This is a genomic window from Agarivorans sp. JK6 (assembly GCF_045277145.1).
Lineage (GTDB): Bacteria > Pseudomonadota > Gammaproteobacteria > Enterobacterales > Celerinatantimonadaceae > Agarivorans > Agarivorans albus.
The window spans coordinates 4,621,929-4,648,901 of the sequence record NZ_CP113525.1 but is presented as its reverse complement, the minus strand read 5'-3'; the positions used below and the strand labels follow the sequence as shown (position 1 = coordinate 4,648,901).

Sequence of the window (26,973 nt, the reverse complement as noted above, 5' to 3'; positions counted from 1 at the left end):
GCATCCTGCGCCTAGCCGTATAGGATTGATATAAAAGGTGAATAACTTGTAACGAGGTTGTGAATGACAAACTTTGTCACCCCCGTTGATGCACTAATGCATTGGCAAAAGCAGGATCCGCAGCGCGTTTACCTACGTCAGCCTATTGATGGCGTATATCATGAGAAAACTTGGGCAGTAGTAGCGCGCGAAGCCGGTCAAATTGCTCAAGGCTTATTGTCTCAAGGCCTAGAGCCCGGCGACAAAGTGGCCATTTTAGCTAAAAATAGTGCCGAGTGGTTTATTGCCGATCTGGCAATCATGATGGCTGGCTGTGTAAGCATTCCTATTTATTCCACCGCTAGTGTGGATACCATCTCTTTTGTACTTCAACACAGCGAAGCTAAGCTGTTGTTTGTGGGTAAGTTAGACGAATGGGGCAAGCAAGCCTCGGCCGTGCCTATCGGCTTAAAAACTGTTGCGATGCCCTATCCCACCATGCCTTGCCACATTCAATGGAGTGATTGGTTGAAGGAAATGCCGGTGATTGAGAAAAATCATCTGTGGGATGCAAAAGACATTATGACGATTATCTATACCTCGGGCAGTACCGGTGACCCTAAAGGCGCCGAGATTAGCTTTGAGGCTTATCGTTATGCCTGTGAACAGCTGATCGATGTGTTGCAAGCTGGCAGTGAAGACCGGGTTATGTCGTACTTACCCTTGGCGCATATTACTGAGCGAGTTTACATTCAAGGCACCAGCATTTTTAGTGGTCAATTTAGTGTGTCGTTTGTTGAATCCTTAGATACTTTCCCTGATAACTTGCGCAGCGTACAGCCTACTTTGTTTATTTCGGTGCCTCGTTTGTGGGCGCGCTTCCAACAAGGTGTATTTGAAAAACTGCCACCGAAAAAACTCAAGTTATTGTTATCTATTCCGCTGGTTTCTAGTTTAATTAAGCTCAAAATTAAAAAGGCTCTGGGTTTAAATAAGGCGCGAATTTTAGGTTGTGGCAGTGCTCCGGTAGCGCCTTCATTATTGCATTGGTATCAAAGCATTGGCTTAAATATCTCTGAAGCCTGGGGCATGACCGAGAACCTAGCCTACGGCACCTTAAATGTACCTTTTCGAAGCGACAAAATTGGCACCATCGGGAAAGCGGGTCCTGGCGTAGAAATAAAAATCTCTGAGCAAGGAGAGATTCTTGCTAAGGGCGAAGGCATGATGCAGGGCTACTACAAACATGCTGATCTCACTGAGGAGTCAATTGTTGATGGCTGGTTGCATACAGGAGATAAGGGTGAAATAGATAATGATGGCTACGTTAAAATTATTGGCCGTTTAAAAGAAAGTTTTAAAACGGCGAAAGGAAAATATGTAGCCCCCGTTCCTATTGAACAGAGCTTGGCTGAAAATTCGATGGTTGAGCAGGTATGTGTGGTGGGAAGCGCCCTCACGCAGCCTTGTGCTTTGGTGGTGTTAGCAGCTGAAATGAAACAGCATTCGCAAGCGCAAATTGAAGCCAGCTTAAATCGCACCCTTAAAAAGGTGAATGAGCAATTAGAAAGTCATGCCAAGTTGTCGCATGTGGTGGTGGTAAATGAGGATTGGAACGTGGATAACGCCCTGCTTACCCCTACTTTAAAAATTAGACGTAACCAAATTGAACAACATTATTCGGTATTAATACATCAAGATGTAGATACTACTGTAATGTTTGAAATGGGATCTTGGTAAACGTAAATTTGTGTCAACAACATAGTCAACGATTGACCGAGCTGGTGCTAATCATTATGCTCGGTTTTTTATAAAGTTCACTGGAAGGAAATACCGAGTGATGAAAAAACTACTGATTGGTTTAATGGCAATGCTTACTTTGCCAATGGCAATAGCGGCTGACTTTAAAGAAGGCACGCATTACGATGTGATTAAGCAAACTGCTACTGCTAAACCAGAAGTTATCGAGTTTTTCTCGTACTACTGCCCGCACTGTTTTAAATTTGAACCAGTAGCAGAGAGTATTAAAAAGTCCCTACCAGAAGGCGTAGCGTTCAAAAAGAACCACGTAAGCTTTATTGGCGGCCAAATGGGTGAAGAAATGGTTCGCGCTTTTGCTGCAGCAGAAATGCTAGAAGTAGAGCCTGCAATTAGCAACGCGATCTTTGATTCTATCCATAACAAACGCCAAAACTTCACTAGCCGTGATGATCTTCGCAGCATCTTTGTTGCCAACGGTGTTGATGGTAAGAAATTTGATAGCGCAGCCAGCAGCTTTGTTGTGAATGGCATGGTTTCGCAAATGGAAAAGAACACCATGAACTATAAGATTCGCGGTGTGCCGGCCTTAGTGGTTAATGGTAAATACCAAGTTAACACGGGCTCAGTAAAATCAATTGAAGAGCTAAATGAGTTAGTTAGTTACTTAGTTAACTTAAAGGGCTAGTCTCTTATATTGATAAAAAAGCAGCCAATTGGCTGCTTTTTTTGTTTTTATAAACCCAAATCTACTTGGTATTGTTGTTCGTAAGACGCCAATATCTTGCTTATTTTTCCGCTTTTTTGTAGTTGATTAAGGCTTGTTTGCAGTTTTTGTAAAGCGCCAGCATCGCTGTTTTTGTTACACGCGATGGCGCGTAGTGAACTGTAAAAATCAAACCCCTGTTTTTGAATCCCTAAAGAATAATGGTAATGCACATAGGCAGAGGACAAGATATCGCTAGCCCAAGCTTGAGTACGTTGGCGTTGTAGTTTTTTGGCGCTGTTAAGGTTGGTTTTAGCCAAATCAACTTCAACCCCTAGGCTTTCTAAATACTCGCCAATCCCACTACCTAAATAGCTACCAATTTTTAGCTGTTGTAGATCTGCAACGCTGCTTAAAGGTGTAATGCTTTGTTGCGGCTGGTAAATCGCATAGCGGCTAATGTACATGGGGCTTATCCAAGTAAATGAGCTCTCTCTTGCTTGGCTACGTTCTATTGCAAAAACGCAGTTATTGGGCGACTCGAGCGCCATCAAATAAGCGCGTTTTAATGGTAGTAAGCGGATACTTATGTCTAATTTGCTGTGTTTTTTTAGCAATTCATAAACTTCTATATTAACCCCTGCTAGCCCTCTTTGATTTTGGATGACATAAGGCGGGTCTAAATAGGTATTAAACACCAGCTCAACGCCTTGTGCTGGCAAGCTTAAAACTAGGCTGGCACTTAAGCAGCTGGCTTTTAAGGTTGCCATTGTTTAATTAACTCTGAGTAGTTTAAGGTTTTACCCGGCGGTTTTTCGTTTTCCAGCTTGGGTTTGGGAGAGCCGGGATGAGCCAGCCATAATGAGGCTTGTTGCGCCGAGATGAGCTTAGGGCTACACGGGCCAGGGTTGTCTTTACCAATTTTAGCTAGTGCTAAATCCATGCTTTGTGCCAATTCTTTCATTATCTGGGGAACGGCTTCTCCATGGTCGCTAGCGCGGCCAATGTATTGCCACCACAGCGACGATAAAGCTGGATAATTGGGCACATTTAGCCCGGTGGGCGTCCATTCGTTACGCGCATTGCTTTGGTAAAATTCTACCAAACCGCCTAGCTCGGCTGAGCGCTCACTAAATGGTTTCGACATCACATCGCTTTGGCGAATAGGGGTTAAACCTACCATGGTTTTACGCAGCGAAACCGTTTTGGCGACATTAAATTGAGCGTATAACCATGCCGCTTGTTGGCGCTTTAAAGGGGTAGATTTTACCAGTGTCCAAGCTCCCACATCTTGGTAGCCTGACTTCATGCCGGGTTGCCAGTAAGCACCACGCGGTGAAGGTGCCACTCTCCATAAAGGTAAGCCATCTTTGTCGGTTACGGCTAAGTCTGGTTGGCTTAAATCTGCAGTAAAGGCGGTATACCAGAAAATTTGTTGCGCTATGTGGCCTTTGGCTATTTCGGCCCCAGCTTGGCTAAAGGTCATCTTTTCTGCTTCTGGAGGGGCATAACGTTTTAACCAATCTACATACTTTTGAATGGCGTAAATGGCAGCGGGAGAGTCGAGAGCGCCGCCACGCCTCATGCTAGCGCCCACAGGGCGACAACCATGGCGACGTATGCCCCATTCATCCACAGGCACGCCGTTGGGTAAACCTACATCACCCATGCCTGCCATAGAAAGCCAAGCATCAGATATTCGCCAGCCCAACGAGGGATCGCGTTTCCCATAATCCATATGGCCATAAACTTTTTGCCCATCTATTTCTTTTACGTGCTCGGTAAAAAATTCGGCGATGTCTTCATAGGCCGACCAGTTCACTGGCACAGCTAAGGGGTAGCCATAAATGGTTTGAAATTGCTGCTGAAGCTCGGAGCGCTTAAACCAGTCTTGGCGATACCAATAAAGGTTGGCGAATTGCTGGTCAGGGAGTTGCAACAAATCGCCGTAAGGACCGGTGGTAAAGGCTAAGCCAATAAAATCATCGATATCTAGGCTGGGTAAGGTGACGTCTTTTCCTTGGTGTTGCATAAACTGGCTTAAGTTAACGATGTTGCGAGAACGAAAGTGACCACCAATTAAATCACTGTCACTGACATAGATATCGTAATAGTTAATGCCCAAGTCCATTTGGCTTTGTAGCTTTTTTACTACGTCGTCTTCACCGCTGATCTCGTGGATAACTTTGATACCCGTGAGTTGGTAAAACAAGGGGGCAATAACGGTGGCTTCGTACCAGTGAGTATTAATGCGCTCTGAAATAGCGCGAATAGTAATGCCTTGATAGGGTTGAGCGGCTTGTTTAAACCAACGTAGCTCTTCGATTTGTTGCTGTTGGCTTAGGCTAGACGGCTGAAATTCTTCTAGCCAAGGGCTAAAATCCTCTGCCCAGCAGCTGCCTACTAGCCAATAAAGCATCCAAAGCGATCGCCGCAACACCTTTCTCCGTTGTTTTTACTCCTATAAAAATAGCAGTAAAATCAGGCTGTCAGGATCTAGCCTTGGATATTGTGAACAGGATTAGTCTTTTAGTACGCTTTGTAGATATTGATCTTTAGTTTGCCAAGTATCATCGAGCCAAAGCTTAAAGTGGCGCTTAAATTGTTTATCTTGCAGGTAGTCGCCGCGTAACTCTTGGTTAATTGCTATGGTATCGATTTTCACCACTACCTTATCGAGCTTACCTGATAATAAGGCCTTAAAAGGCGGAAGTGTTTCGGTGGTGCCTGGATAGGCCAAGGTTACATCAATAATCTGGTCAAATTGTTCGCCCAAAGCCGATAAGGTGTAAGCAATACCCAGCGCTTTTGGTGGCAATAAGTGTTGGTAGTTAGAGTGGGATTTTTGCTGCTTTTGTTGGGTGAAGCGGGTCCCTTCTACAAAGTTAATGACTGTTGTTGGATTGGTTTTAAACTTCTCACAAGAGCGTTTGGTTGATTCTAAATCTTTACCGCGCTTTTCTGGATGTTTGAGCAAGTACTGGCGCGAGTATCTGCGCATAAAGGGCATGTCTAAAGCCCAGCAGGCTAGACCAACAAAAGGCACATACAAGAGCTGTTGTTTGAGAAAAAACTTAGGCATGGGAATACGTGAGCCAAACAACATGCACAGTAATACGATATCGGCCCAGCTTTGATGATTACAAATCATCAAGTACCAACTTTTTTTGCTGAGCTGGCTATTATCTTCGATCACAAATTCGGTGTTGTTTACCAAGCGAAATATGGCGCGATTCATTTCGCTCCAACACCACATTAAAAAGTTAGTTAGTTTACCCACCCAAGGATAAAGCCCTTTAGGTAACAACAGTTTAATGATGCCACAAACAATGATTAAAGAGCCCACCATGGCGGTATTTATAATGGCTAAACTGGCAGAAAGAATCATTAACAAGGATGCTGGGAAAAAACGTAACATAGTGGTCGATATAGCTCTTTAAACAGCCAAGGGCTGGTAGTTATTGAGATTTAAATCAGCTTAAATTATGGTTGGCGCCATTCTAGCACTTTTTTTGATAAGCGAAACGCCGACCACTGTATAGTATCTGTCAGTTGGCTGCAGTTTAAGGCCGCAAGGGAGAATAAAATGAGCGAATTTAAGTTACATCCTCAACTAGAAAAGGATGGCATTTGGCTGGGTGATTTTGAGTTATCGCGGGTTCTGTTGATTAACGACAGCCAATTTCCTTGGTTAGTTCTGGTGCCAATGCAAAATGATATTGGTGATATATATCAATTAGATAGTTGCCAACAAGCGCAGTTTTGGCGAGAATCTAAGCGCTTAAGTGAAGCGGTAATGGCCCTTTATAAAGGTGATAAACTAAACTTGGCGGCCATTGGTAATATGGTTCCGCAGCTGCATGTGCATCATATTGTGCGTTTTCACAACGATGCTTTGTGGCCACAGCCTATATGGGGCAAGCTTCCTGCCAAACCTTATAGTGAGCAACAAAAACAACAACAAATAGCTCAGTTACAACAGGCTTTACAGCCACACTTTCAAGTTGTTGCTGAGTATTAAAACGGTAATTTAGTCGCAAATTTACAGTAGGAAAAACTATGGACGGTTTTTGGAAGTGGTTATTTATCATCGTGATGGTGATGCTAACCGTAAGGTGTGAAACTAACAGCTCACTCTACGAGGCCGAAGAAAACGGTATTCGATTTGAAGCGCCGCGTTTTTTAGTTACGCCAATTATTTGGTTTGATAAGCAGGTGGGCGAGTCGCCTGAATGGGGTTACAACTCTCCGTTTGCCGATGATTACGAGTTTAAGTTTGCTAAAGCCAGAGAAGAAGAGGCTATTCCCGAGGAATAGCCTGCTTAAGCTGGTTCTAGTTGAAGCGGAGGTTTTTGAGGTGAATACTCAAGGCCTCTGCTACGCCAGATAGGTGGCTATGTACTTGTTTACCTTGCTCTGCTGCACCTGCGTTAGCTTCGCTACCATCACGTAGTGTGAGCACATTTTGGTTAATCTCATCACTCGCTAAACGCTGCTGCTCGGTGGCCACTGCGGTTTGTTGATTACGCTGTTCTAAATTGCCCACCATATTTTCAATTTTTTCAATTTGTAGAATATTTTGTTGAGCTTGCTCAGCCTGCTGCGCCAAACCTTCGGTAGTAGTAACAATTTCGGTTTCTACAGTGAGCGATACTTGCTGCAGTTGCGCAATGGTTTGCATGATCTCTTCAGTAGACTGCTGAGTACGTGAAGCTAAGTTACGCACTTCATCTGCGACCACTGCAAACCCTCGGCCTTGCTCACCGGCTCGGGCGGCCTCAATGGCAGCGTTTAAGGCCAATAAGTTGGTCTGTTCAGAAATTGCGTTAATCACATCAATCACCGAGCCAATGTTTTGGCTGCAATCTCGTAGTTCTGCAACCGCAGGTTTAGCCGAGGCCATTTGCTCCGACAGTGCGCTTAAGCTTTTAACTGTGTTTAACTGTTGCTTTAAGCTCGTACCTGCTAGCTCCAAGGCTTGCTTAGAGGCTTCGGCCGTCTCTGCACTGTTGTTGGCTACTTCTTCTACCGTGCAGTTCATTTCGGTCATCGCGGAGGCTATTTGGTCTATTTCCGAGAACTGTCTTTGGGTATTACTGTGAGTAGTATGGGTGGCCGATGCCAGATCTTTGTTAGCATCTAATAGGCTATCACTTGAGTGTTTTACATCTTGCAGTAAACCTTGTGTTTGCAACCGTAGGCTTTCAAGCTGCTGGCCAATGTTAGAGAATTCATTGCGCCCACTCACCTTAATAGCTTGTTGGTAGTTACCTTTGGCTAGGCCTTTAATGGCACTATCTAACTCTTGCATTTGACCAGCCAAGCTGCGGCTAACTAGCCATGCCACTAAACCAAATAAGCCAAAGGCTAATGCTAAACGCAGCAAGGTGTAGAAATAGATACTGTTAAGCTGGGTGTCTATTTGGTCAATATAAACGCCAGTTCCAATTATCCAATTCCAGCCCTTAACTTGTTTAACGTAAGACAGCTTGGCGTGCATGACTTGGGTTTGCGGGTGTAAAAAGTGGTATTGCACCGCGCCTTCGCCCTGTTGTTTTACTGTATCGCGCATGGCTTGCCAATGGGCTAAGCCTTTAGCATCGCGCACTTGAGTCATGTCTTTACCGATGCTGGTGGGGCGAATTGGGTGCATAAGTAATTTAAGATCTAAATCGTTTACCCAAAAGTACTCGTTACCTTGATAGCGTAGCTCGGCTAAGGCGGCTAAAGCCAGTTGTTGGGCTTGTTCGCGACCAAGGTGTTGCTCTTGTTGTTGGTAGTGATTAACCAAGCTGGTAGCTAGGTCTAAGTTGCTAGCTAATTGGGTTTGGTAACCTTGATACAGCGTTTCTTTAATTTGCTGGGTATTGTTCCATGCTTGGATGGAAACCACTACTAATACCAATAGTGAGCTTAATAAGAAGAGCTGTGGAATTCGGATTTTATTGAACATAGTTTTACTTCTCTAATGGAATAAAACTATGTTCAGTTAATAGTGAGGTTTTGGGTTTAATTAAGATCAATAATCATTCCGGAAAAAACTCAAAATTAAAGCAATTGCTCTAATTTTATCATTTATTCCTGATCTAGCTTGTCCCAGGCTTCTTTGTTCATTTGCATTTTTGCCCACCACTCATCGTCGGCTATGATTTGCCCTTCTTCATCAATGTGGGGAATAGGCAAACCTTTGCGTTTACATGCTTTCGCAAAAATAGGGTGACCGCCTTCAAACATGATGCGATTTTGCTCGGTTTTATCAACCATGCTGGGCGCTTGATACATGCCTGCTATTTCTCGTTGGCGTTGTGCTTCATATAAGATTAATGCGCTAGCCACTGAAACGTTGAGTGATTGCACCATGCCCACCATGGGAATAATAATGTCTTGGTCGGCGAGAGACAGAGCTTTATCTGAAATGCCATACTTCTCTTGCCCCATTAAGATGGCGGTAGGTTTGGTGTAGTCTATTTCACGAAAATCCACCGCGCTATCAGATAAGTTGGTGGCTAGAATTTGCATTCCGCTGGTGCGTAATGCTGCTACTGCATCTTCAATATTTTCGTGATTATGTACTTTTACCCAGTTTTGGCTGCCAGTAGCAGTACCACGACGGATCTCATCTTGATAGTTTTCCCACACTGCATGCACGTGGTCTACACCCACGGCATCGCAGGTACGCACAATGGCCGACAAGTTATGTGGTTTGTGTACGTTTTCCATGCACACGGTGAGGTCGGTTTGGCGAGCATCTAACATTGCACGAATGCGTTGATAGCGTTCTGGAGTCATGGTTTTCTCGTTATTTATTTCTTAATCGAACAACACGTAATACTTCTGGCATTACGCGAATTTTTCGCATGATATCGGCAAGATGAATACGGCTATGGGTGGTTACCAATAAGTCTACGGTGTAAACCCGGCCTTCTTTTTCTTCGGTAACAATATTCACGATGTTAGCGCCAGTTGAGGCAACCACACTGGTTAGGCTAGCAAGTATGCCTTGGTGGTTAACCATATCAATGCGCATTTCGGTTTTGTATTCAGCTTCTTCGGCGGCATCTTTAGACCAATCAACATTAATGTAGCGATCGGGTTCTTTTTGGTAGCCGCTAATGTTTTTACAGGCTTCCATGTGCACCACTAAGCCTTTACCTTGGCTAATGTGGGCAACCACAGGGTCACCTGGTATCGGGCGACAACAGTTAGCGTAAGTAAGTAGCAAGCCTTCGGCGCCTTGAATGGCTATCTTACCTTTGCCTTCTACATTGCTTAGTTCATCGGTATTACCTAATAGGCGGCGTGCCACCACAATGCTCATGGCATTACCTAAGCCAATTTCGGCTAACAAGTCGTTGAGTGACTCGGCTTTTAAGTCTTTAAGAACTTGTTCTAAAGATTCGGGATGAATCTCGTCTAATTTAACGCTGCCCAAAGCATGATTAAGCAAGCGGCGGCCAAGGTTAACGGATTCTTCACGGCGCTGGTTTTTAAGTAGCTGGCGAATCTTTCCGCGTGCTTTACCGGTCACCACAAAGTTTAACCAAGCGGCATTAGGGCGAGCCCCCGGTGCAGTAATAATCTCTACTGTTTTACCATTGCTAAGTGCTTTACTCAGCGGGAAGGGGTGGCGGTTTACGCGCGCGCCTACACACGCATGCCCTACATCGGTATGCACCGCGTAGGCGAAATCAACTGGAGTAGCACCAGCTGGGAGTTCAATGATTTTACCCTCAGGGGTAAACACATAAATTTCGTCGGGGAATAGATCGGTTTTTACGTTTTCGATAAATTCGAAAGAAGAGCCAGCGCTTTGCTGTAGTTCTAACAAACTTTGCATCCAGCGCTGAGCGCGAATTTGCGCGGTGGTGCCTGGGCTTTCGCCAGCTTGTTTGTAAGACCAATGTGCAGCTACACCCTTGTCGGCCATTTGGTCCATATGCTCGGTACGAATTTGTACTTCCACAGGAACGCCATGAGGACCAACTAACGAAGTATGTAAGCTCTGGTATCCATTTGCTTTAGGAATGGCTACATAGTCTTTAAATCTGCCTGGACGAGGCTTGTACAGGCTGTGGCTTAAGCCTAGTACTCGATAACAGGTATCAAGGCTGTCTACGATGATGCGAAAGGCGTAAATATCCATTACTTCATGGAATTGCAGCTCTTTATTCACCATTTTTTTGTAGATGCTATAGAGATTCTTTTCACGACCCGTTACCGAAGCTTGAATGCCCGCTTCTTCTATGCGGCCTTGCAACTCTTGATGAATACCGTTGATTAACTCTTTGCGGTTACCACGGGCATTTTTTACCGACTCTTTAAGTACTCGATAACGCATCGGGTATAGGGCTTCAAAGCCAAGCTCTTCCAATTCGTTTTTAATGCTGTGAATACCCAAGCGGTTGGCAATTGGTGCGTAAATCTCCAAGGTTTCGCGGGCAATGCGGCGGCGCTTATCTGGGCGTAACGAACCTAGCGTGCGCATATTGTGGGTGCGGTCGGCCAGTTTAATAAGGATAACGCGGATGTCTTGCACCATCGCCATCATCATTTTGCGAAAATTTTCTACCTGGGCTTCTTTTTTGTCACGAAACTTAATTTTATCTAGCTTGCTCACGCCTTCAACTAAGTCGGCGATTTCGGTGCCAAACTGTTCTTGAAGTTGTTCGTAAGTAACCGGAGTGTCTTCAATGGTATCGTGTAATACAGCGGCTACTAGAGTTTGATTATCTAGCTTGAGCTCGGCAAGAATGCGAGCAACAGCCAGTGGGTGAGTAATATATGGCTCACCGCTAGAGCGGAATTGTCCTTCATGGGCATCTTTACCCAAAATATAAGCATCACGTAATAGGTTTACGTGTTCTTCACTTAGGTAGCTAGAGGCGACTTCACGCAGGCTTTCGAATAAATACAAACATTACCTCATCAGCGGAGGAGCGCAGAAATAGATATGATTGAATTATGGGAGTTTTACCGTGCAGAGTAAACCCAGCACGGTAATTTTATAGACGGGGACGAGTTAGATGCGCTTATCGGCGATAGCGGCAACGGCTGCCAATTCGGCTGCCTCACGTTCCTGACGTTCTTGACGGTCTTGAGCATCCATTGTTTCAGTGGTGATCAAACCTTCTTCAATTTCACGCAAAGCGATAACGGTTGGTTTATCGTTATCTTCTTCAACTAGAGGGTCTTTGCCTTCTACTGCGATCTGACGCGCGCGACGTGCGGCGATAAGGACAAGATCAAAGCGGTTGCCGACTTGTTCTACTGCATCTTCTACTGTTACTCGTGCCATGCACAGCTCCGTTGACTAAAAATGACGCAAGATCCTAGCCGATCTTATGAAGATTTACTAGGACTTAGCGAGATTATTTCGATAAAAGTTCATCTAACAAGTCGCGATGTTTGGCAGCTTGCTGACGGGTTTGTAATCTTTGCCCAGTAATAATGGCGGTAAGCTCACTTAAGGCTTCGTCGAAATTACTGTTAATGATTAGGTAATCGTACTCATTATAATGAGACATTTCACTTTCTGCTTCGTCCATGCGTTTCTTAATAACGTCGGGGCTATCTTGGCCACGCATGTGCAAACGGTTTTCTAATTCTTCGCGACTTGGCGGCAAAATAAATACCGATACCGCTTCTGGCATCATTTGTTTTACTTGGCGAGCGCCTTGCCAATCAATATCCAAAAATACATCAATGCCTTCGGCAAGGGTTTTTTCGATGGTGTAGCGAGAGGTTCCGTAAAAGTTGCCAAATACTTCGGCGTATTCAAAAAAGGCCTGTTCGCTAATGAGTTTTTTAAAGTCATCATGGCTAACAAAGTGATAGTGGTTACCATCAATTTCACCGGGGCGCGCTGCACGAGTGGTATGAGAAACCGATACTTGAGCTGGATATGCACGATGGCGTGAAAGATACGCATTAATCATGCTTGATTTGCCAGCGCCGCTGGGCGCAGAGACGATGTATAAAGTGCCGGTGATTGCCATGTTGAATTCTAAGCGAATGTATAAAGGCGCCTAAGGTTACCATTTTGTGGCTTTTTTTAAAGAGTCGGCGCTTGGAATTTATCTCTGTAGTTTAGTTAATCTTGTTGTTTTTGCTCAACTTTGCAATTCAAGCCTGCAGTTTCATGGCAACAATCGTTTTTATTGCTACATTTAACTTATTGTATTGATTCATTTTTGTTTTTATTCAATCGGTTGCTTAGTCGTGGTTATCAACATTAAAGGTGAGTTCGTTTATGGCGGGTAAAATTGATAAAAAGACCTATGAAAAACGCTTAGAAGAATTGCAAACAGAGCTGGTTAAACTGCAGCAATGGGTGGTAGCAAAAGGTCTTAAAGTGGTGGTGATATTTGAGGGGCGCGATGCAGCCGGTAAAGGCGGCGTGATTAAACGGATTGCCGAAAAGTTAAATCCTCGGGTTTGCCGCATTGCTGCGCTGCCAGCACCCAATGAGCGAGAAAAAACCCAGTGGTACTTTCAGCGGTATGTGGCGCATTTGCCAGCCGCTGGAGAAATAGTTCTGTTTGACCGCTCTTGGTACAACCGAGCGGGTGTGGAAAAGGTGATGGGCTTTTGCAGTGATGAACAGCATCAGGATTTTTTACGCGCTTGTCCTGAGTTTGAAAAAATGTTGATTCGCTCTGGCACTATTCTGATTAAGTATTGGTTTTCGGTGTCTGACGAAGAACAGGAAAAACGCTTTTTAGAACGCATTAATAACCCTCTCAAGCGCTGGAAGTTTAGCCCAATGGATTTAGAGTCACGCTCACGTTGGGTGGCTTATTCACAAGCCAAAGACGAAATGTTTGCTTACACCGATACCAAGCATTCGCCGTGGTGGGTGGTTAATTCCGACAATAAAAAAGCGGCGCGGCTTAACTGCATTAGCCACTTTTTATCGCAGATCGATTATCAAGATCTTGAGCATGAAAAAATCATTTTGCCGGACATCGATAAGAAAGATTATGTGCGCGTGCCGATTAACGAACAAAGTTTTGTGCCCGAGCAATATTAGCCCCTAGAACTTTATCGCTATAATAGCGGGCTACTAAGTCCGCTATTAGGTTTGATATTGTGACAAATTGGCAAAGTCTGTTTGCTGAGCAACAGCAGCTTGAATATTATCCTCGTTTAATCAACAAGGTGGCTGAGCAACGCGCTGCTAAGGTGATTTACCCACCAGACGCTGAGGTATTTAGCGCCTTCGACAGTTGCCCGATGGATCAGCTTAAAGTGGTGATTCTTGGTCAAGATCCTTACCACGGAGAAGGCCAAGCCCATGGTTTAAGTTTTAGTGTGCCAGAGGGCGTTAAAATTCCACCGTCGCTGCGCAATATCTACAAAGAACTTGCCACCGACATCGACGGCTTTGTGATTCCAGAGCATGGCAATTTAAGTGCCTGGGCCAAGCAAGGTGTGTTGTTACTAAATACGGTGCTTACCGTTGAGCAAGCAAAAGCTCATTCACATGCAAAATATGGCTGGGAAACCTTTACCGAGGCTGTAATTAGTTACATAAGCCAACATTGTGATGGTGTGGTGTTCTTGTTGTGGGGAGCCCATGCGCAAAAGAAAGGCCAAGTGATTGAAGCTAACAAACACCATTTGTTATGTTCGGTACACCCCTCGCCTTTATCTGCCCATCGCGGCTTTTTAGGCTGTCGCCATTTTTCTAAAACTAACCAGCTGCTAGAGCAACAAGGAAAAGCCGCTATTGATTGGCAGCTTTAACTGGCGAGTTGGGTGCGATTGCGGCCTTTATCTTTAGCTAAATAAAGGGCGCTGTCGGCTCGGTTAAAGGCGGCGTTAAAGGCTTCATCTTTGTCGACTAGGGTTAAGCCAATGCTCATGCTCAACTTAATGTGTTGTTGCTTGCCCTCAAACGACAGCAAGAAATCTTGTTGGTGAATCAGTTTGCGCAAGCGCTCGGCAAAGTTATAAGCATCTATTTCATGCTGCTGTTCAGAAAGTAAAACAAACTCTTCACCGCCCCAGCGAGCAAATAAATCTTGGCTTCGAATCACCGAGCTTAATTGGCGAGCAAAAAAGCGCAGCACGGCATCACCGTTGTTGTGGCCATAGCTATCGTTAATATGTTTAAAGTGGTCGATATCAAAAACAAACAAATAGTAGTTATTGTTGTTTATTGGTTTCTCTTCTAGAGCGTCTAATAGACCTCGGCGGTTAAGTACGCCAGTAAGTTGGTCGTTACTGGCGGTGTGTTTGAGTTCGTCTACATCTTGCTCAAGTGTTTGAATAGACTGGGTTAAGTTCTTTTTCTGATGCAGCACATAGCGAATCAACTCGGCAGTAAAATAAACAAGCCACACGGCAATGATAGTGGCATATAAGCTTTCGTTGCTGATCCATTTCCCTTCAGCTTCAACCTTATTCACTGTGATGGTGTATTCGCCATCGGACGAGGTGGAAGGAATATCAAAGGATATTTCTTTAACTTTAGAGAAGTCTAAAGTGAAGTCATCGCGTGATTGGTAATATCGATTTAGCCACCACGCGGGAATAGAGAATTGGTTAAATTGAGCTTTCGCTTCTTGCTCTGCCAGTTCTTGTTTCTCAAAGTAGGTAAACATAAATTTTGCATCAGACAGATCGTGGCCGCTGGTTGCTTCGGTGCTGCGCATAAAGAAGCGTAGTTCGCTAGAAGGACCTTCGAAATCTGCATCCACCACCAATTGTTTATAGTCACTTAAATCTATGCTTTCTAGGGAAGCGTATTTGTCTGAGGTACCCGCGTCAGTTGGCTTGTGGAATTTGATGCTTATACCACAATACTTTGCCGGCAAATGGCTGCTTTCTAGGTTACAGACAAACTTTTGGTTGCTGGTTAGCCAATAAGCACTAGAGTTGCCGCCTTGTCCTTTATCGGAGTACAAATCCACTAGCATGTTTTCACTGGGGTAGATCTGAAGGCGCTTGGCAGGTATCCATTGGGCAGCCACAAGCACTAGCACGGTTAGGGCTAAAAGAAAATTGCGCAGCCAAGTCCAAGAAGATGAATATCGTTCCATTTATACCTGTGAAAGGTGAGTAAATACTTTTGTTTCTTGCTAAAAATATAGCCTGCTTGGAGACAAATAAATGTGAGCTATTTGGGCATCTTTACTTTTGTCTTATGTTTTTTTGCTAATTTTAGGCTCGGGCTTTGGTTGATTTGCTGTTCGGTGTATAACAAGCAAAAATTCAAGAGGTAGCAATGGCAAAAGCACAAGCGCGAGCTCAACACATTACTGTGAGTTCAGAGAAAAAGGCATTAGAAATACTAGAAAAGCTTAATAAAGGCTCTAGCTTTGAGGCGATGGCGTTACGTTTTTCGTCATGTCCTTCCGCTAAGCAAGGTGGCGATTTAGGCGAGTTTGCTAAAGGTGATATGGTGAAAAGCTTTGATAAAGCGGTATTCTCTGGCCCCTTAAACGAAGCAATAGGACCAGTTAAAACACAGTATGGTTTTCACTTAATTAAAGTGAATGAGCGCTGGAGCTAAAACCTTGCAACAGCCCTATCAGCGCTTACTTTATAGTGCCTGAACACTTGAGCTTATTTGCTGGCCAAGATCTTCTAACTTAAATGTGCCCTTCTCGCTAAGGTTTACCACTGGCCACAAGCTTCCTATGTCCAGTTTTACATCTACCTGATAATCTAGCTCAGGGCTTTTTAAGGCGACAAACGAGCTTAATAGGCGGAAGGTAGCAATTAAGTTGGCTTGGGCCGGCAAGGTAAAGTTGGCCTCGCCATAACCGGGCACTTCGGGTAAATCGCTGGTGGCCCCAGTGACTATTTCATGGCCGTTTAGAGACAAGGTATATACCGCCCCAGCTAAGCTGAGCGCTTGTTTATTGGGGTTAACCACCCGTAAATTAATATCGAAGCTCGGTGTCATGCTGTCGCCTGCTGTAGGCACTACCGATACCAAGTTTACTTTAGGTGGGTCGTTAGGAACCATGCTGCTACAGGCGATAAGCCATAAACTGGCAGATAGAATTAAGGTTTTAATAAGTGCTTGGCGCATGATGAGAAACCTAAGAGAAAGAAACTACAGCTAGTTAAGCACAATCTGTTTGGCTTTGCATTGTTATACCAATCGTACCAAGCAACTGCTCATTTTATCTGGTTAAAATGCTCGATAACTGCACTGGGATTTTTGGTTGTAGAATAACTACTTATCGAAAAATTCTGCCTTATTCTCGAGTATTTTTGCTGCGTTATTTCTGAACACTTTCTTAGTGTTATTGGTATTAGAAAAATGAACAAGCCAGCAGAGCGCTGGCTTGTGAAACGAATACTCTAAGTATTGCTTGGTTCTACGGCTTCCACCCAAAAGGTGCCTACTTCGGCGCGAATCACTTCTACTTCGCTACCTGCAGCAATGGTTTGCTCACTTTTTAAGGTCCAGCTAATGCCAGAGTGCTTATAGCTACTTAAACCACGTTTATCGATGTCTTGTTCGCAAAAAAAACGGTGACCATCAAAGTCGCTGCTTACTTGTTTGTTATCAGCAGTATTTTGTAGCTTACGCATCGGCTTCCACAACACGCCGGCCAGTAAGCTGCTCATAACGGCATTGGCTAACAGAATACTATTCCAGGTTTCTGGGAGTACATTTAACCAAACCAATGAGCCAGTAATGACTAAGGACAAGCCAATAAAAAACAAGATGAAGGTGGCAAAACCGATGATCACCACTTCAATGGCAAGCAAGATGATGCCGGAGGCAATCATTAACTGAGGTATGTGGTTAGCAAACAGTTCTGCCATAGGGCTAGCCTCTATTTAGGGTATTTAAAATGGTGGTGGCTTGAGCAACTAAAGAGCCTGCTTCAGTGCTGCTGTCGGGTAACAATACCACACTCGATTCTTTGGCAATGGCGTGTTTAGCTTCAATCGCTTTAGTCGCAAGATCTAGCTGAACCGCTTTTTGGCCTTCTGGTGTAGCGGCTGATTGACCAACCGTAGTTAAGGCTTGAGCTTGCGCATCGGCAACCGCAATAATCGCTTCTGCTTCACCTTCTGCGCTTAGTACTTGCTCACGCTTTTCTGCTTCTGCTTGTAATACACGTGCTTGTTTTTCACCTTCTGCAATGTTGATTGCGGCAGCTTTTTCACCCTCAGACTCTAGGATTTTAGCGCGACGTTCACGTTCGGCGCGCATTTGCGATTCCATCGAATCCATAATTGAAGCCGGCGGTGTAATATCTTTAATTTCATAACGCAGCACTGCAACGCCCCAAGAAGCTGAGGCTTCGTTAATTTGAGTAACAATTTTGGCGTTAAGCGCATCACGCTCTTCGAAGGTTTTATCGAGCTCAATTTTACCAATTTCAGAACGCATAGTGGTTTGCGCTAATTGAGTTACCGCAAATACATAATCTTCTACGCCGTAAGTGGCTTTGTATGGGTCGAGTACTCGAAAGTACAACACGCCATCTACCGACAAAGAAATGTTGTCTTTGGTGATAGCTGCTTGGCTTGGTACGTCAAAGGCTTGTTCTTTTAAAGAGCGGCGCGCCGATACTTGATCAATCATAGGAATTAGGAAATTTAAGCCCGCTTCTTTGGTTGATTGGTATTTACCAAAGCGCTCAATAACCCAAGCCTCATTTTGTGGCACAAACTTGATGGAAGATTTAAGTACAAATAGCGCAAAAATCAACAGCGCAACTTGCACGGTGAGAAGATAATCAAAAATCATAGGCATAATACTTTCCTTACCAGTTAAAAACGAAGTTGTATCGCGAATATACCGTTACGCTGCGAAGCTTATATGTCACCCATATCTATTTGTTGGGGACGTTTTATTTAGCAGCAAGGTAATCATAAAAAGCCTTGAGAATACAGCGCTTTTTGACAGATAAGTGATTACCGTTGGGTCGGCTTACAGAAAACCTTATTAATCTGCTTTAGCCCTATTTAAATGCTGGCTTAAGGCTTGATCCCAATACGGGTTTAAGCCAAAACGTTGGGCTAAAAAATCTATCATTACGCGGCTACGGTGTGGCAAATAGCGGGTATTGGGGTAAACCGCCCAAGCGTGCAAAGCGGGTAATTTATACTCGGGCAGCACTATTTCTAGCTCTCCTTTTGCGATGGCTTGCCAAGCAATAAAACTCGGAGTGTGGGCAATGCCGTGCCCGGCAATGGCTAAGTCTTGTAAAAAATCACCATTGTTGGCGCTAATATGCGGTTGATAAGCCACTTGATGAACTTTCCCCTTATTATCACTTAATTGCCAACTGGCAGCGCTGCGTAAGCTGTAATGCAGCACTTGGTGTTGGCTTAGTTGTTCAGGCTTGGTGGGACGGCCATGTTTGGCAAGGTAGGCCGGAGAGGCCACTAAGGCAAAATTGATAGGGGTGATTTTTTTTGCCTTTAGGCTGGAGTCTTTTAGCTCGGCAATGCGTAGTGCTAAATCGATGCCTTCGGCCACCAAATTATGTTGGCTGTCAGCCAAGCTTACCTTAAGTTTTAGTTGAGGATGCAGCTGCATAAATGCATCAAAAGCGCTGCTTAGGTGAGCCTGACCAAAGGATAAGGGCACTGCAATATGTAAGCTGCCAGTTAAGGTTTGCTCTTGGCAGCTAGCGTCTTGGTTTAGCTGATCAACCTCATCAATAATGCCCAGACTTCGTTGATAAAACTGTTGGCCAGCGTCGCTTAAACTGAGGCGACGCGTGGTGCGCTGCATTAGGCTGCTGCCTAGGCGTTTTTCTAAGGCACTTAAGCGCCGGCTCACCACCGATTTAGCGACTCCTAACTGTTCCGCCGCACGGCTAATGCTGCCTGCCTCGACCACCCGCACAAAAATCTGCATTTCTTCGAGCTGTCCCATTGCCATATTCCATGTTCGCTAGTGATTATTGTTGCCATTATAGGAACAATTATTTGCCAAGCGCACGGTTTATCGTTCTTCATAACAACATTAATCTGTTGTTAAGCAAATGGCCTTGAGCCAAAAAACACATGGAGAACATGACAATGAATTTACTACAACAACTAAGCCAGCCTACAGCACGGGTATTTTTAGCGTTGATTTTTATTCTTTCTGGTTACGGAAAAATTGCAGCTTACGCTGGCACCCAAGGTTATATGGAAGCCATGGGAGTACCGGGTGCATTGTTACCTTTGGTTATTGCCTTAGAGCTGCTAGGGGGCTTGGCAATATTACTAGGCTGGAAAACTCGCCCAGTGGCGTTTTTGCTAGCAGGCTTTAGTTTGCTGTCGGGTTTATTGTTTCACTTTAACCCTGGCGATCAAATGCAAATGATTATGCTGATGAAAAACATTGCCATAGCTGGTGGGTTCTTATTATTGGTTGCCCATGGTGGTGGCGCATATTCACTCGATAAACGCAGCGCATAGGAGCAAACATGACTAGCTTAAAACAGTTACAACAAGTGGTGGCTGGCCAAGCCACCAGCGATGGAGCAGGAGTTAAGCTCACCCGTATGCTGGGCAATAGTCAGTTGCGTCATCTAGACCCATTCTTGATGTTAGATTGCTTTGAGTCAGACAAACCCGACGATTATTTAGCGGGTTTTCCAGAGCATCCACATCGTGGTTTTCAAACGGTTACTTATATTCTTAATGGTCGGATGCGCCATAAAGACAATGCTGGCCACGAAAGCGTAATTGAAGCGGGCGGCGTGCAATGGATGAATGCTGGGCGCGGAGTGATTCACTCAGAAATGCCCGAGCAACAAGATGGCTTACTTAAAGGTTTCCAACTGTGGGTGAACTTAGCCGCAGAGCACAAAATGTCGGCGCCAGATTATCAAGAGCTGAGCGCCGAGCAAATACCATTGAGCCAAGATGAGCAAGGCAACGTAATAAGAGTAGTTGCTGGAGAGCTGCCTAACGGAACCGTTGGCGCGGTGCAAACTAGCCACACCGCAGCTAGCTTTTTAGATATTAGTTTGGTGGCAGGGGCAAAGGTTAATCTAGATTTACCTTCTCATCATCACGGTTTTGTTTACGTGATTGAGGGGGAAGTAACGGTTGCTGACAACCCGCAGGCTATTACTGCTTATCACTTGGGCGTGCTTAGTGAAGGTGAACAACTGTTGCTACAAAGCCAGCATGCTAGCCGCGTGCTAGTTGTAACGGGCGAGCCGCTTAACGAGCCAATAGCTTGGGGTGGCCCCTTTGTTATGAATACTCGAGAGCAAGTATTACAAGCATTTGACGATTTTCAGAATAATAAATTTTAGGAGCGCGACCGTGGGATTATTAGTTGATGGAAAATGGCAAGACAAGTGGTACGACACTAAGCAAAGCAAAGGCCGTTTTGTGCGTAGCGAATCGCAGTTTCGTAATTGGATAACTGCCGACGGTAGCGCCGGACCAAGCGGTAAAGCCGGGTTTAAAGCCGAATCTGGGCGCTATCACCTTTATGTTTCCCATGCTTGCCCTTGGGCCAACCGCACCATGATATTTCGCAAGCTTAAAGGCTTGGAAGAGATGATTGATTACTCGGTGGTGCATTGGTTTATGGGCGAACACGGTTGGACATTCGCGCCTGGCGAAGGTGTGGTTGCCGATCCGATTAACAGCGCCGAGCTGTTACATCAAGTGTATACCGCAGCTGATGCTAACTACTCTGGTCGAGTGACGGTGCCAATTTTATGGGACAAGCAACAGCAGACCATAGTGTCTAACGAGTCTGCCGACATCATCCGTATGTTCAACTCAGCCTTTGATGATCTTGGGGCCAAGCAAGGTGACTACTACCCAGAAGCGCTACGCGAAGAGATTGATGCTCTTAATCAGCGTATTTACGACACCGTTAACAATGGTGTGTATAAAGCGGGTTTTGCAACTAGCCAAGAAGCCTACGAAGAAGCCGTATTCCCCTTGTTTGAGAGCTTAGATTTTTTAGAGCAAACTTTGTCAAACAATCGCTATTTATTGGGCGAACAACTCACCGAGGCAGATTGGCGCTTATTCACCACCTTGATTCGTTTTGATGCGGTGTATGTGGGGCATTTTAAGTGCAACTTAAAGCGAATAGTTGATTACCCAAATATTGATGGCTACATGCGCGAGCTTTATCAAATTGAAGGGGTTGCAGATACCATTCATTTTGACCATATCAAGCGGCACTACTATGAAAGCCACAGTACGATTAACCCCACTGGAGTAGTGCCTGTTGGTCCTATCTTACAATTAGATAAGCCTCATAATCGTGGCTAAGTTGAGCAAGATCTAGTGAATAGTCAGTGCCTTAAAAGGGCATTGACTATACTTAGCCAAAGCGTTTACGAATGAGACAGTTGGTGAGCATTTTAGGTCGATTTTTCTGTGTGTTTTTGTTGCTGCTAGCGCCCGCTGGGGCTCTCGCCAAGCAAAAGATTCTGGTGATAGAAAGTTATCACCAAGAATATGCATGGGATAAAAGTTACATAGAAGGCTTAGAGTCGGTACTTGGCGAACATTATCAACTCACTTATTTTCAAATGGATACTAAGCGGCTTCCGGTTACTCGTCATCGCAGTCGTGGCGAGTTAGCTTGGCAGCGCTACTTAGATGTAAAACCCGATCTAGTTATTTTAGGTGACGATAATGCGCTAAAATACCTCGGTTCGCGGTTTGCCAAAACCTTGGTGCCGGTGGTGTATTTAGGCATTAATAATAATCCTCGCCGTTATCACGTTCATCAGCGGCACAATATTACCGGTGTTTTAGAGCGACCCTTAATCAAGCGCTCAATCTCTAGCATTAAGCCGTTATTTCCGAATGACTTAAATCGCATGCTTATTCTGTTTGATGACGGCACCACCGCTAAAACGGTACTGCAGGAGATGTTTGGCGGCGATACGCAATTGCGAGTGTCTGGAGTTGATGTAGAGTTGCGATTAATTAGCCGTTGGGACACATGGCAGCAAGCGGTTATTACTGCAAAAGATGAAGGCTTTGATGCAATAGCCTTTGGCCTTTATCACACCTTGAGAGACGAGCGAAACAAATATGTAGATGCAAATGAAGTATTGAAGTGGTCGTCGCAGCATACACTGCTGCCTCCTTTCGGCTTTTGGGATTTTGCCGTGGGCAAAGATAAAACCATTGGCGGCTTAGTACTGTTTGGTTACGAGCAAGGACGCATTGCCGGCGAGTTGGCCCATACAATATTAACGACCGATGTAGAGCCACACACCCTTGGGCCTAAAACCGCTGAAAAAGGCCGGTATTTGTTTAGCCGCAGCGAGTTAGAGCGCCATCAAATGACCTTACCGAGAAAAATGGCCAATAAAGCCAACTTTGTTGAATAAGCCCGTTGCTTCACAATTAGTTTAGCTATTGGAATAAAAAATCAGAGATAGTTAACTCTGACCATTTGTTCAGTTTGCGTTAGTTGTTATTTGATATTATGTTTAATTTTTGTGCGTTATGTTAACGAGCGGCTAAGTGGTTAGCTTATCCATTGCTTGTTATGTGGTTTCAGTATTTACAAGCAAGATACTTTATCAATGTGAATACTCTTTACATCCATTGCTCAAATAGTAAAAAAGGAACTTAACTATGAGAAGACTCAGCACATTAGCTGTTTTATGTACTACTAGTTTGCTTTATGCCTGTGGTGGCTCAAGTGATTCTGGTACACCAGATCCTGCTCCTGCGCCCGGTCCAACCACCGCATTTTCTATTAGCGTAGATGCCCCACCCAGTTTAGTGACAGTAAGCACTGGCGGATTTAGTTTATTCTCTAAGGCCTATGCAGACAGTGTTGATAACTTAGAAAAAGACAACTTTGCGGTAGCGATTATTGATGCAGACGGCAATGTGATTGAAACGGTAGAGCTAGCCGATGACCAGTGGTCTAGAGAGCCTGATGGCACTTATGTGATTACTTTACCAGGTGGTGAGCGTTTAGATTGTGTTGTACTGATTGACCTTGATGGAACACCAGCCCTGCAGCTTAATCAGCCACTACCTAGCGATAACTTGTTTGCGCCAACTACTTCAGAGGAATTCCAAGTAGATTTAAGCTCAACAGCCGCCTACCGTGCAGTGGTGGAACAAATTGCCGCTGCCAGTACCTCTGCCTCCGACTGGGGGGAGTTTGCCTCGGCAGTGCCGTCTGGTGATGAGCTGGCCAGCAATGTAGACATTGCCCAACAATTAGTGGCCAGTGTGATTGAGGAAGTACGTGAAGAAATCAATCAAGCAATTATTGATTCTGGCAATGATTTTACGTTAGAAGACATTTTGGAAGACCCGGCGATTCTAGAGCTTGCCGATAATGTTGTTGATCGTATTGAAACCGAAACAGAAGCTGCTGACACCAATGTAGCCGAAGTACTACAACAAGGTGTGTGGTGGGTATATGCCGACAAATATGATGGCGACTTAGAGTTTGAAGCAGGAAAAATGAGCTTTGATGGCGTGACTACTTCTGAGCAAGTTTACTTGTGGGATGTTAGTGGCGGTGAAGCCTTAGATTTAAGCACTCCTGAAGAAAGCTACTCGGGCACTATCGATAACGTAGATACTACTCAATATGATGTTGATCGCTGGATATTGGGGAGTGAAGGCTGGCTAGAAGATTTTGATATGCCCTTATTCCGCAGTGCTACAGAAACTACCGCTGTGCTAACCAATGCTGGTTTGCAATCGGATACTAGCCTTGATCGAGAGGCAAGCTTAAAACAAATTGACTTGGCAGGCAGCTCTGTACGAGCCTTTGCGGCAACCGAAGACGCCAGCGAGCTATTGCTGTTAATTCCAAGCAGTGCGACCTTTAGTGAAGGCGCAACAGCTTACCTTGGTTCTGAGACTCTTGCTGAAGATAGATACCGAATCTTCAATTGGGGTTGTGACGACCAAGAAGGTGAATTTTGTAATCGTATCTATCGCAATATGGGGGGCGGTGCGGAAGAAAGTGCCCCAACAGTTTTGTCGGCACTGTTTTCAGCAGAACCCGCTGAAGCCAATGATTACAGCATGCAAGGTGTTTGGATGACGCCGACGCAGTCGGGTAATACCAGTGTTTTAGCTGAGTTCGTAGAGGATGAAGCTAATACCGTTAACTTCTATAAGATTTTCCATAACGATCAAACTACAGAAAAGCTCGCCTTTAGTACCACTTGGTCTTTGCAAACGGTAAACGGGCAGGAATTAGTCAGAGTAAGCCTACCAATCGCCTTAGTTGCTTATGGTGCTGAGATTGATGATTTAGAGATTTTTTATACAGTAGCCGAGGGCTTGGTTCGTCGAGGCAACGTAGAAAAGGCTGGAATGCCTACCTTCTACTTGTTTAACCAGCAAGCTATTCAAGATATTGGGGCTGCACTTGATCGAGATACCTGTGATGTTGAGGAAATACAAGAAACCTTTACTGAGCAAGAGTTTGTGAACTTCTTTAATGCTTGTAACTATATTTCAGCGCAACAAGCATTTCCTGACTTATACGAAGAGCGCATTGTTCGTGTTAGAGGTAGTGATGGAACCACTCGCGCTTATGAGTTCAATCAAGATGGAAGCGTAAATTTCTACAAAGCCGGTTTGCTAAGTGGCGAGTTGAGCTACAGTCTAACCGACCAAGATTTCATTAAGTTGATGTACAGTGAAAACGACTACGATTTGGTGGTGATTGTAGAAGCCTTTGATGAAGTAGATGAGGTATCGGTAGCAGTATTCTCTAATGAAGCTGATATAGGCACCGAAGCATGGTACTACAAAGGCAAAGTGTTTGAGCGTAACGCAGGTGTGGACTATTGCACTACCGGTGATTCCGATTGGGATGATGAGAACGAAGTGCCGTTTGAAGGCACCGAAAAAGTATTCAGCGACTACGTAGATGCAGTAGCAGAGTGCATTGAAACGATTGGTGGTCGTAGTGCCAAATTTGGTGCTGATTCCTTAATGGGCAATGCGTTAGTTGCTAGCGATGATGACGAAGAGGCTTACTATATCTTCGGCGATACAGAGAGTAGTAATGCCGGTTGGTACAATGGTGAACTTCGCGAACTGGTTGAAGAGTTTAGTGTACCAATGGAATGGCAGGTGAGTGAGGACGGAGAACTAAACTTGCGCCTGAATGCTGAAGCTCTATTTGGCTTAACTGTAGAAGAAACCACTACCATCATTGCCACCGATGGAGTTGAAATGGCGCTTAAGATCTTTGCGCAACAAAGTACTTGGGCAGAAGACTTTCCATACATGAGTGAAGATGAAGGAGAAGTATGGACCGATATACGGACACTTATTAGAGCCAGCGATGTACCTGCTTTACCATAAGGTAGCAGCTTGTTAATACAAAACGGCCATAAAGGCCGTTTTTTATTGGTTTAGAAAAGGCAGCTTCTAGCGGCTTTGACTACGCTCAATAGATAACCTGAGCTCGGGATAACAAGCCGGTTTCTAGCGGCTACTTTTACTTATTTCGGTGTTGAAGCTACTTGCAATAGGCTAGCTATTGGCGCGCGGCTTCGCCTTGAACTAAGCGAAACTATCTCGCCAGAACCATTAAGCTAGATTAAGTACTGGGTTGCGGGGCAATTGCCACTTCCTTATCCCAAGTTCAGGTTAAATAAGCGGCTAGGCGCTATCTACTTGCCGCCGGATAGCGTAGAATCCTGCTGGTTTTTCAGCCTGTTGGCTGTAGGTTTACTTTATTTGGGATCTATCCATGACTAATAACGATATTCTTCGTCGTCTTCGCTACTGTTTTAATTTTAACGATAACAAGATGATTGCCATTTTTGCGCAAGCTGAGTTAACAGTGAGCCGCGCAGAAGTGAGTGATTGGTTGAAAAAAGATGATGACGCCGCTTATCGCAATTTGAATGATAAAACCCTAGCGATTTTTCTTAACGGCTTAATTAACGAAAAACGTGGTAAGCGCGAAGGCCCGCAACCCGAGCCAGAAAAGCGCCTTAATAATAATCTCATTTTGATGAAGCTAAAGATTGCTTTAAACCTTAAAGCAGAAGATATGTTAGAGGTACTTGGGCTAACCGGTTTTCAGCTAAGCAAACATGAATTAAGTGCTTTTTTCCGCAAACCCGATCATAAGCATTACCGCCTGTGTAAAGATCAAATCATGCGTAACTTCTTACACGGTATGCAGCTTAAATACCGCGCTAATCCAGACGAGGCCCCTGATTTTGAGTGGGACGAAGAGTAGTCTGAAGATAAATAAAAAAGCCGAGCTTAGCTCGGCTTTTTTGTGAGTAAATATTGGCTTAGTAGTAAGTATCGCTTTCGCTATGAAACTGCTCATCATCGGGAAATAGGTCGTGGTAGGCGCGGGTATGCAAGTTACCGGTATGTTGGTCGCGAACCAATGCGACATTGTTTCTTTCATCTAAGGTGTCTATTAGGGCTTCACCGTTGTCGTAAATACAACGCATGCCTACTTTGAATATATGCTGGCTCATGGTGCTGACTCCTTGTTCAAAGGTTCAGCTTATAAAACGTTGCCATAAGACGTTTCGATCGACCTATTGGTGATTTTTCCCAATAAAAAGGGCGAGCCATGGCTCACCCTTTTTGGCATAGACAGT

At 44.6% G+C, this 26,973-nt stretch carries 27 protein-coding genes; 13 read left to right on the top strand and 14 right to left on the bottom strand.

Translation table 11 applies throughout. From position 1 onward, the window contains the following. Positions 1-63: 63 nt before the first annotated feature. Both OV592_RS21385 and OV592_RS21380 read left to right on the top strand, forming a co-directional pair. Positions 64-1,719, top strand: a complete 1,656-nt coding sequence (locus OV592_RS21385; protein WP_016400224.1) for an AMP-binding protein — start codon at positions 64-66, stop codon at positions 1,717-1,719. A gap of 100 nt (positions 1,720-1,819) precedes the next feature. Further along, a complete protein-coding gene (locus tag OV592_RS21380) occupies positions 1,820-2,425 on the top strand; it encodes a thiol:disulfide interchange protein DsbA/DsbL (protein WP_221075382.1) in 606 nt (201 codons plus the stop codon). 47 nt (positions 2,426-2,472) lie between these two features. Here OV592_RS21380 and OV592_RS21375 read toward each other — a convergent pair whose 3' ends face one another. The 3 genes from OV592_RS21375 to OV592_RS21365 all read right to left on the bottom strand — a co-directional run bounded on the left by OV592_RS21375 (position 2,473) and on the right by OV592_RS21365 (position 5,861). Next, the gene (locus tag OV592_RS21375; protein ID WP_152785137.1) at positions 2,473-3,213 is read right to left on the bottom strand and encodes an ABC transporter substrate-binding protein; all 741 of its coding nucleotides are present in this window, start codon (positions 3,211-3,213) and stop codon (positions 2,473-2,475) included. Continuing rightward, positions 3,201-4,880, bottom strand: a complete 1,680-nt coding sequence (locus tag OV592_RS21370; protein ID WP_406609951.1) for an ABC transporter substrate-binding protein — start codon at positions 4,878-4,880, stop codon at positions 3,201-3,203. The genes OV592_RS21375 and OV592_RS21370 overlap by 13 nt, the downstream gene beginning before the upstream one ends. An 84-nt stretch (positions 4,881-4,964) precedes the next feature. Next, positions 4,965-5,861 (bottom strand): acyltransferase, encoded by an 897-nt coding sequence (locus OV592_RS21365; RefSeq protein WP_406609950.1) that lies wholly within the window; start codon positions 5,859-5,861, stop codon positions 4,965-4,967. Between the two features lie 168 nt (positions 5,862-6,029). Between OV592_RS21365 and OV592_RS21360 the strand changes: the two genes are divergently transcribed. Next, a complete protein-coding gene (locus OV592_RS21360; protein WP_016400218.1) occupies positions 6,030-6,464 on the top strand; it encodes an HIT domain-containing protein in 435 nt (144 codons plus the stop codon). Between the two features lie 38 nt (positions 6,465-6,502). Then, positions 6,503-6,760, top strand: a complete 258-nt coding sequence (locus OV592_RS21355) for a hypothetical protein (protein ID WP_016400217.1) — start codon at positions 6,503-6,505, stop codon at positions 6,758-6,760. 16 nt (positions 6,761-6,776) lie between these two features. Here OV592_RS21355 and OV592_RS21350 read toward each other — a convergent pair whose 3' ends face one another. The 5 genes from OV592_RS21350 to gmk all read right to left on the bottom strand — a co-directional run bounded on the left by OV592_RS21350 (position 6,777) and on the right by gmk (position 12,438). Then, positions 6,777-8,396, bottom strand: a complete 1,620-nt coding sequence (locus OV592_RS21350) for a methyl-accepting chemotaxis protein (protein ID WP_338622781.1) — start codon at positions 8,394-8,396, stop codon at positions 6,777-6,779. A gap of 122 nt (positions 8,397-8,518) precedes the next feature. Then, positions 8,519-9,232: a tRNA (guanosine(18)-2'-O)-methyltransferase TrmH gene (gene trmH / locus OV592_RS21345; RefSeq protein ID WP_016400215.1), complete on the bottom strand. Its 714-nt coding sequence runs from the start codon at positions 9,230-9,232 to the stop codon at positions 8,519-8,521. A 10-nt stretch (positions 9,233-9,242) separates the two neighbouring features. Then, the gene (gene spoT / locus OV592_RS21340) at positions 9,243-11,357 is read right to left on the bottom strand and encodes a bifunctional GTP diphosphokinase/guanosine-3',5'-bis pyrophosphate 3'-pyrophosphohydrolase (RefSeq protein WP_406609949.1); all 2,115 of its coding nucleotides are present in this window, start codon (positions 11,355-11,357) and stop codon (positions 9,243-9,245) included. Between the two features lie 105 nt (positions 11,358-11,462). After that, a complete protein-coding gene (rpoZ, locus tag OV592_RS21335; RefSeq protein ID WP_016400213.1) occupies positions 11,463-11,738 on the bottom strand; it encodes a DNA-directed RNA polymerase subunit omega in 276 nt (91 codons plus the stop codon). Positions 11,739-11,811: 73 nt separating this feature from the next. Then, the gene (gmk, locus tag OV592_RS21330; protein WP_016400212.1) at positions 11,812-12,438 is read right to left on the bottom strand and encodes a guanylate kinase; all 627 of its coding nucleotides are present in this window, start codon (positions 12,436-12,438) and stop codon (positions 11,812-11,814) included. A gap of 254 nt (positions 12,439-12,692) precedes the next feature. On the opposite strand from gmk, the gene ppk2 reads away from it, so the two are divergent. Next, on the top strand, positions 12,693-13,472 hold the full coding sequence (gene ppk2, locus OV592_RS21325; RefSeq protein WP_016400211.1) for a polyphosphate kinase 2: 780 nt from the start codon (positions 12,693-12,695) through the stop codon (positions 13,470-13,472). 59 nt (positions 13,473-13,531) lie between these two features. Next, the gene (ung, locus tag OV592_RS21320) at positions 13,532-14,188 is read left to right on the top strand and encodes a uracil-DNA glycosylase (RefSeq protein WP_406609948.1); all 657 of its coding nucleotides are present in this window, start codon (positions 13,532-13,534) and stop codon (positions 14,186-14,188) included. Here the strand turns inward: ung and OV592_RS21315 are convergent. Beyond that, a complete protein-coding gene (locus OV592_RS21315; RefSeq protein WP_406609947.1) occupies positions 14,185-15,486 on the bottom strand; it encodes a GGDEF domain-containing protein in 1,302 nt (433 codons plus the stop codon). The genes ung and OV592_RS21315 overlap by 4 nt on opposite strands. Positions 15,487-15,656: 170 nt before the next feature. Here OV592_RS21315 and OV592_RS21310 point away from each other — a divergent pair, with 170 nt between their 5' ends. After that, positions 15,657-15,959 (top strand): peptidylprolyl isomerase, encoded by a 303-nt coding sequence (locus OV592_RS21310; RefSeq protein ID WP_406611453.1) that lies wholly within the window; start codon positions 15,657-15,659, stop codon positions 15,957-15,959. Between the two features lie 30 nt (positions 15,960-15,989). Here OV592_RS21310 and OV592_RS21305 read toward each other — a convergent pair whose 3' ends face one another. The 4 genes from OV592_RS21305 to OV592_RS21290 all read right to left on the bottom strand — a co-directional run bounded on the left by OV592_RS21305 (position 15,990) and on the right by OV592_RS21290 (position 19,301). Then, a complete protein-coding gene (locus tag OV592_RS21305; RefSeq protein WP_406609946.1) occupies positions 15,990-16,484 on the bottom strand; it encodes an LEA type 2 family protein in 495 nt (164 codons plus the stop codon). A gap of 275 nt (positions 16,485-16,759) precedes the next feature. Then, complete coding sequence (locus tag OV592_RS21300) at positions 16,760-17,230, bottom strand: NfeD family protein (protein ID WP_152785149.1); 471 nt, start codon at positions 17,228-17,230, stop codon at positions 16,760-16,762. A gap of 4 nt (positions 17,231-17,234) precedes the next feature. Next, entirely contained in the window at positions 17,235-18,170 is a 936-nt protein-coding gene (locus OV592_RS21295) for an SPFH domain-containing protein (RefSeq protein ID WP_016400204.1), read from the bottom strand. A gap of 192 nt (positions 18,171-18,362) precedes the next feature. Then, positions 18,363-19,301: a LysR family transcriptional regulator gene (locus tag OV592_RS21290; RefSeq protein WP_406609945.1), complete on the bottom strand. Its 939-nt coding sequence runs from the start codon at positions 19,299-19,301 to the stop codon at positions 18,363-18,365. A 140-nt stretch (positions 19,302-19,441) separates the two neighbouring features. Here OV592_RS21290 and OV592_RS21285 point away from each other — a divergent pair, with 140 nt between their 5' ends. The 6 genes from OV592_RS21285 (at position 19,442) to OV592_RS21260 (ending at position 26,594) form a co-directional block, all read left to right on the top strand. After that, the gene (locus OV592_RS21285) at positions 19,442-19,831 is read left to right on the top strand and encodes a DoxX family protein (protein WP_338622764.1); all 390 of its coding nucleotides are present in this window, start codon (positions 19,442-19,444) and stop codon (positions 19,829-19,831) included. Between the two features lie 8 nt (positions 19,832-19,839). Beyond that, entirely contained in the window at positions 19,840-20,679 is an 840-nt protein-coding gene (locus OV592_RS21280; protein WP_406609944.1) for a pirin family protein, read from the top strand. A 10-nt stretch (positions 20,680-20,689) separates the two neighbouring features. Continuing rightward, entirely contained in the window at positions 20,690-21,661 is a 972-nt protein-coding gene (locus OV592_RS21275) for a glutathione S-transferase family protein (protein ID WP_406609943.1), read from the top strand. Positions 21,662-21,732: 71 nt separating this feature from the next. Next, positions 21,733-22,737, top strand: a complete 1,005-nt coding sequence (locus OV592_RS21270) for an ABC transporter substrate-binding protein (protein WP_406609942.1) — start codon at positions 21,733-21,735, stop codon at positions 22,735-22,737. A 250-nt stretch (positions 22,738-22,987) separates the two neighbouring features. After that, on the top strand, positions 22,988-25,705 hold the full coding sequence (locus OV592_RS21265; protein ID WP_406609941.1) for a hypothetical protein: 2,718 nt from the start codon (positions 22,988-22,990) through the stop codon (positions 25,703-25,705). 391 nt (positions 25,706-26,096) lie between these two features. Continuing rightward, entirely contained in the window at positions 26,097-26,594 is a 498-nt protein-coding gene (locus OV592_RS21260; RefSeq protein WP_016400198.1) for a DUF1456 family protein, read from the top strand. A 58-nt stretch (positions 26,595-26,652) separates the two neighbouring features. Here OV592_RS21260 and OV592_RS21255 read toward each other — a convergent pair whose 3' ends face one another. Beyond that, a complete protein-coding gene (locus tag OV592_RS21255) occupies positions 26,653-26,847 on the bottom strand; it encodes a hypothetical protein (RefSeq protein WP_152785159.1) in 195 nt (64 codons plus the stop codon). Positions 26,848-26,973 lie beyond the last annotated feature (126 nt).

What these genes read in the sequence shown, in the direction of transcription:
- trmH (WP_016400215.1), bottom strand. Translation starts at nt 9,232, where the DNA reads ATGACTCCAGAACGCTATCAACGCATTCGTGCAATGTTAGATGCTCGC.
- OV592_RS21350 (WP_338622781.1), bottom strand. Translation starts at nt 8,396, where the DNA reads ATGTTCAATAAAATCCGAATTCCACAGCTCTTCTTATTAAGCTCACTA.
- OV592_RS21385 (WP_016400224.1), top strand. Translation starts at nt 64, where the DNA reads ATGACAAACTTTGTCACCCCCGTTGATGCACTAATGCATTGGCAAAAG.
- OV592_RS21365 (WP_406609950.1), bottom strand. Translation starts at nt 5,861, where the DNA reads ATGTTACGTTTTTTCCCAGCATCCTTGTTAATGATTCTTTCTGCCAGT.
- OV592_RS21295 (WP_016400204.1), bottom strand. Translation starts at nt 18,170, where the DNA reads ATGCCTATGATTTTTGATTATCTTCTCACCGTGCAAGTTGCGCTGTTG.
- OV592_RS21380 (WP_221075382.1), top strand. Translation starts at nt 1,820, where the DNA reads ATGAAAAAACTACTGATTGGTTTAATGGCAATGCTTACTTTGCCAATG.
- gmk (WP_016400212.1), bottom strand. Translation starts at nt 12,438, where the DNA reads ATGGCAATCACCGGCACTTTATACATCGTCTCTGCGCCCAGCGGCGCT.
- OV592_RS21260 (WP_016400198.1), top strand. Translation starts at nt 26,097, where the DNA reads ATGACTAATAACGATATTCTTCGTCGTCTTCGCTACTGTTTTAATTTT.
- OV592_RS21265 (WP_406609941.1), top strand. Translation starts at nt 22,988, where the DNA reads ATGAGAAGACTCAGCACATTAGCTGTTTTATGTACTACTAGTTTGCTT.
- OV592_RS21270 (WP_406609942.1), top strand. Translation starts at nt 21,733, where the DNA reads ATGAGACAGTTGGTGAGCATTTTAGGTCGATTTTTCTGTGTGTTTTTG.
- OV592_RS21375 (WP_152785137.1), bottom strand. Translation starts at nt 3,213, where the DNA reads ATGGCAACCTTAAAAGCCAGCTGCTTAAGTGCCAGCCTAGTTTTAAGC.
- OV592_RS21315 (WP_406609947.1), bottom strand. Translation starts at nt 15,486, where the DNA reads ATGGAACGATATTCATCTTCTTGGACTTGGCTGCGCAATTTTCTTTTA.
- OV592_RS21360 (WP_016400218.1), top strand. Translation starts at nt 6,030, where the DNA reads ATGAGCGAATTTAAGTTACATCCTCAACTAGAAAAGGATGGCATTTGG.
- rpoZ (WP_016400213.1), bottom strand. Translation starts at nt 11,738, where the DNA reads ATGGCACGAGTAACAGTAGAAGATGCAGTAGAACAAGTCGGCAACCGC.
- OV592_RS21355 (WP_016400217.1), top strand. Translation starts at nt 6,503, where the DNA reads ATGGACGGTTTTTGGAAGTGGTTATTTATCATCGTGATGGTGATGCTA.
- OV592_RS21290 (WP_406609945.1), bottom strand. Translation starts at nt 19,301, where the DNA reads ATGGGACAGCTCGAAGAAATGCAGATTTTTGTGCGGGTGGTCGAGGCA.
- OV592_RS21285 (WP_338622764.1), top strand. Translation starts at nt 19,442, where the DNA reads ATGACAATGAATTTACTACAACAACTAAGCCAGCCTACAGCACGGGTA.
- OV592_RS21255 (WP_152785159.1), bottom strand. Translation starts at nt 26,847, where the DNA reads ATGAGCCAGCATATATTCAAAGTAGGCATGCGTTGTATTTACGACAAC.
- OV592_RS21300 (WP_152785149.1), bottom strand. Translation starts at nt 17,230, where the DNA reads ATGGCAGAACTGTTTGCTAACCACATACCTCAGTTAATGATTGCCTCC.
- OV592_RS21305 (WP_406609946.1), bottom strand. Translation starts at nt 16,484, where the DNA reads ATGCGCCAAGCACTTATTAAAACCTTAATTCTATCTGCCAGTTTATGG.
- OV592_RS21280 (WP_406609944.1), top strand. Translation starts at nt 19,840, where the DNA reads ATGACTAGCTTAAAACAGTTACAACAAGTGGTGGCTGGCCAAGCCACC.
- ppk2 (WP_016400211.1), top strand. Translation starts at nt 12,693, where the DNA reads ATGGCGGGTAAAATTGATAAAAAGACCTATGAAAAACGCTTAGAAGAA.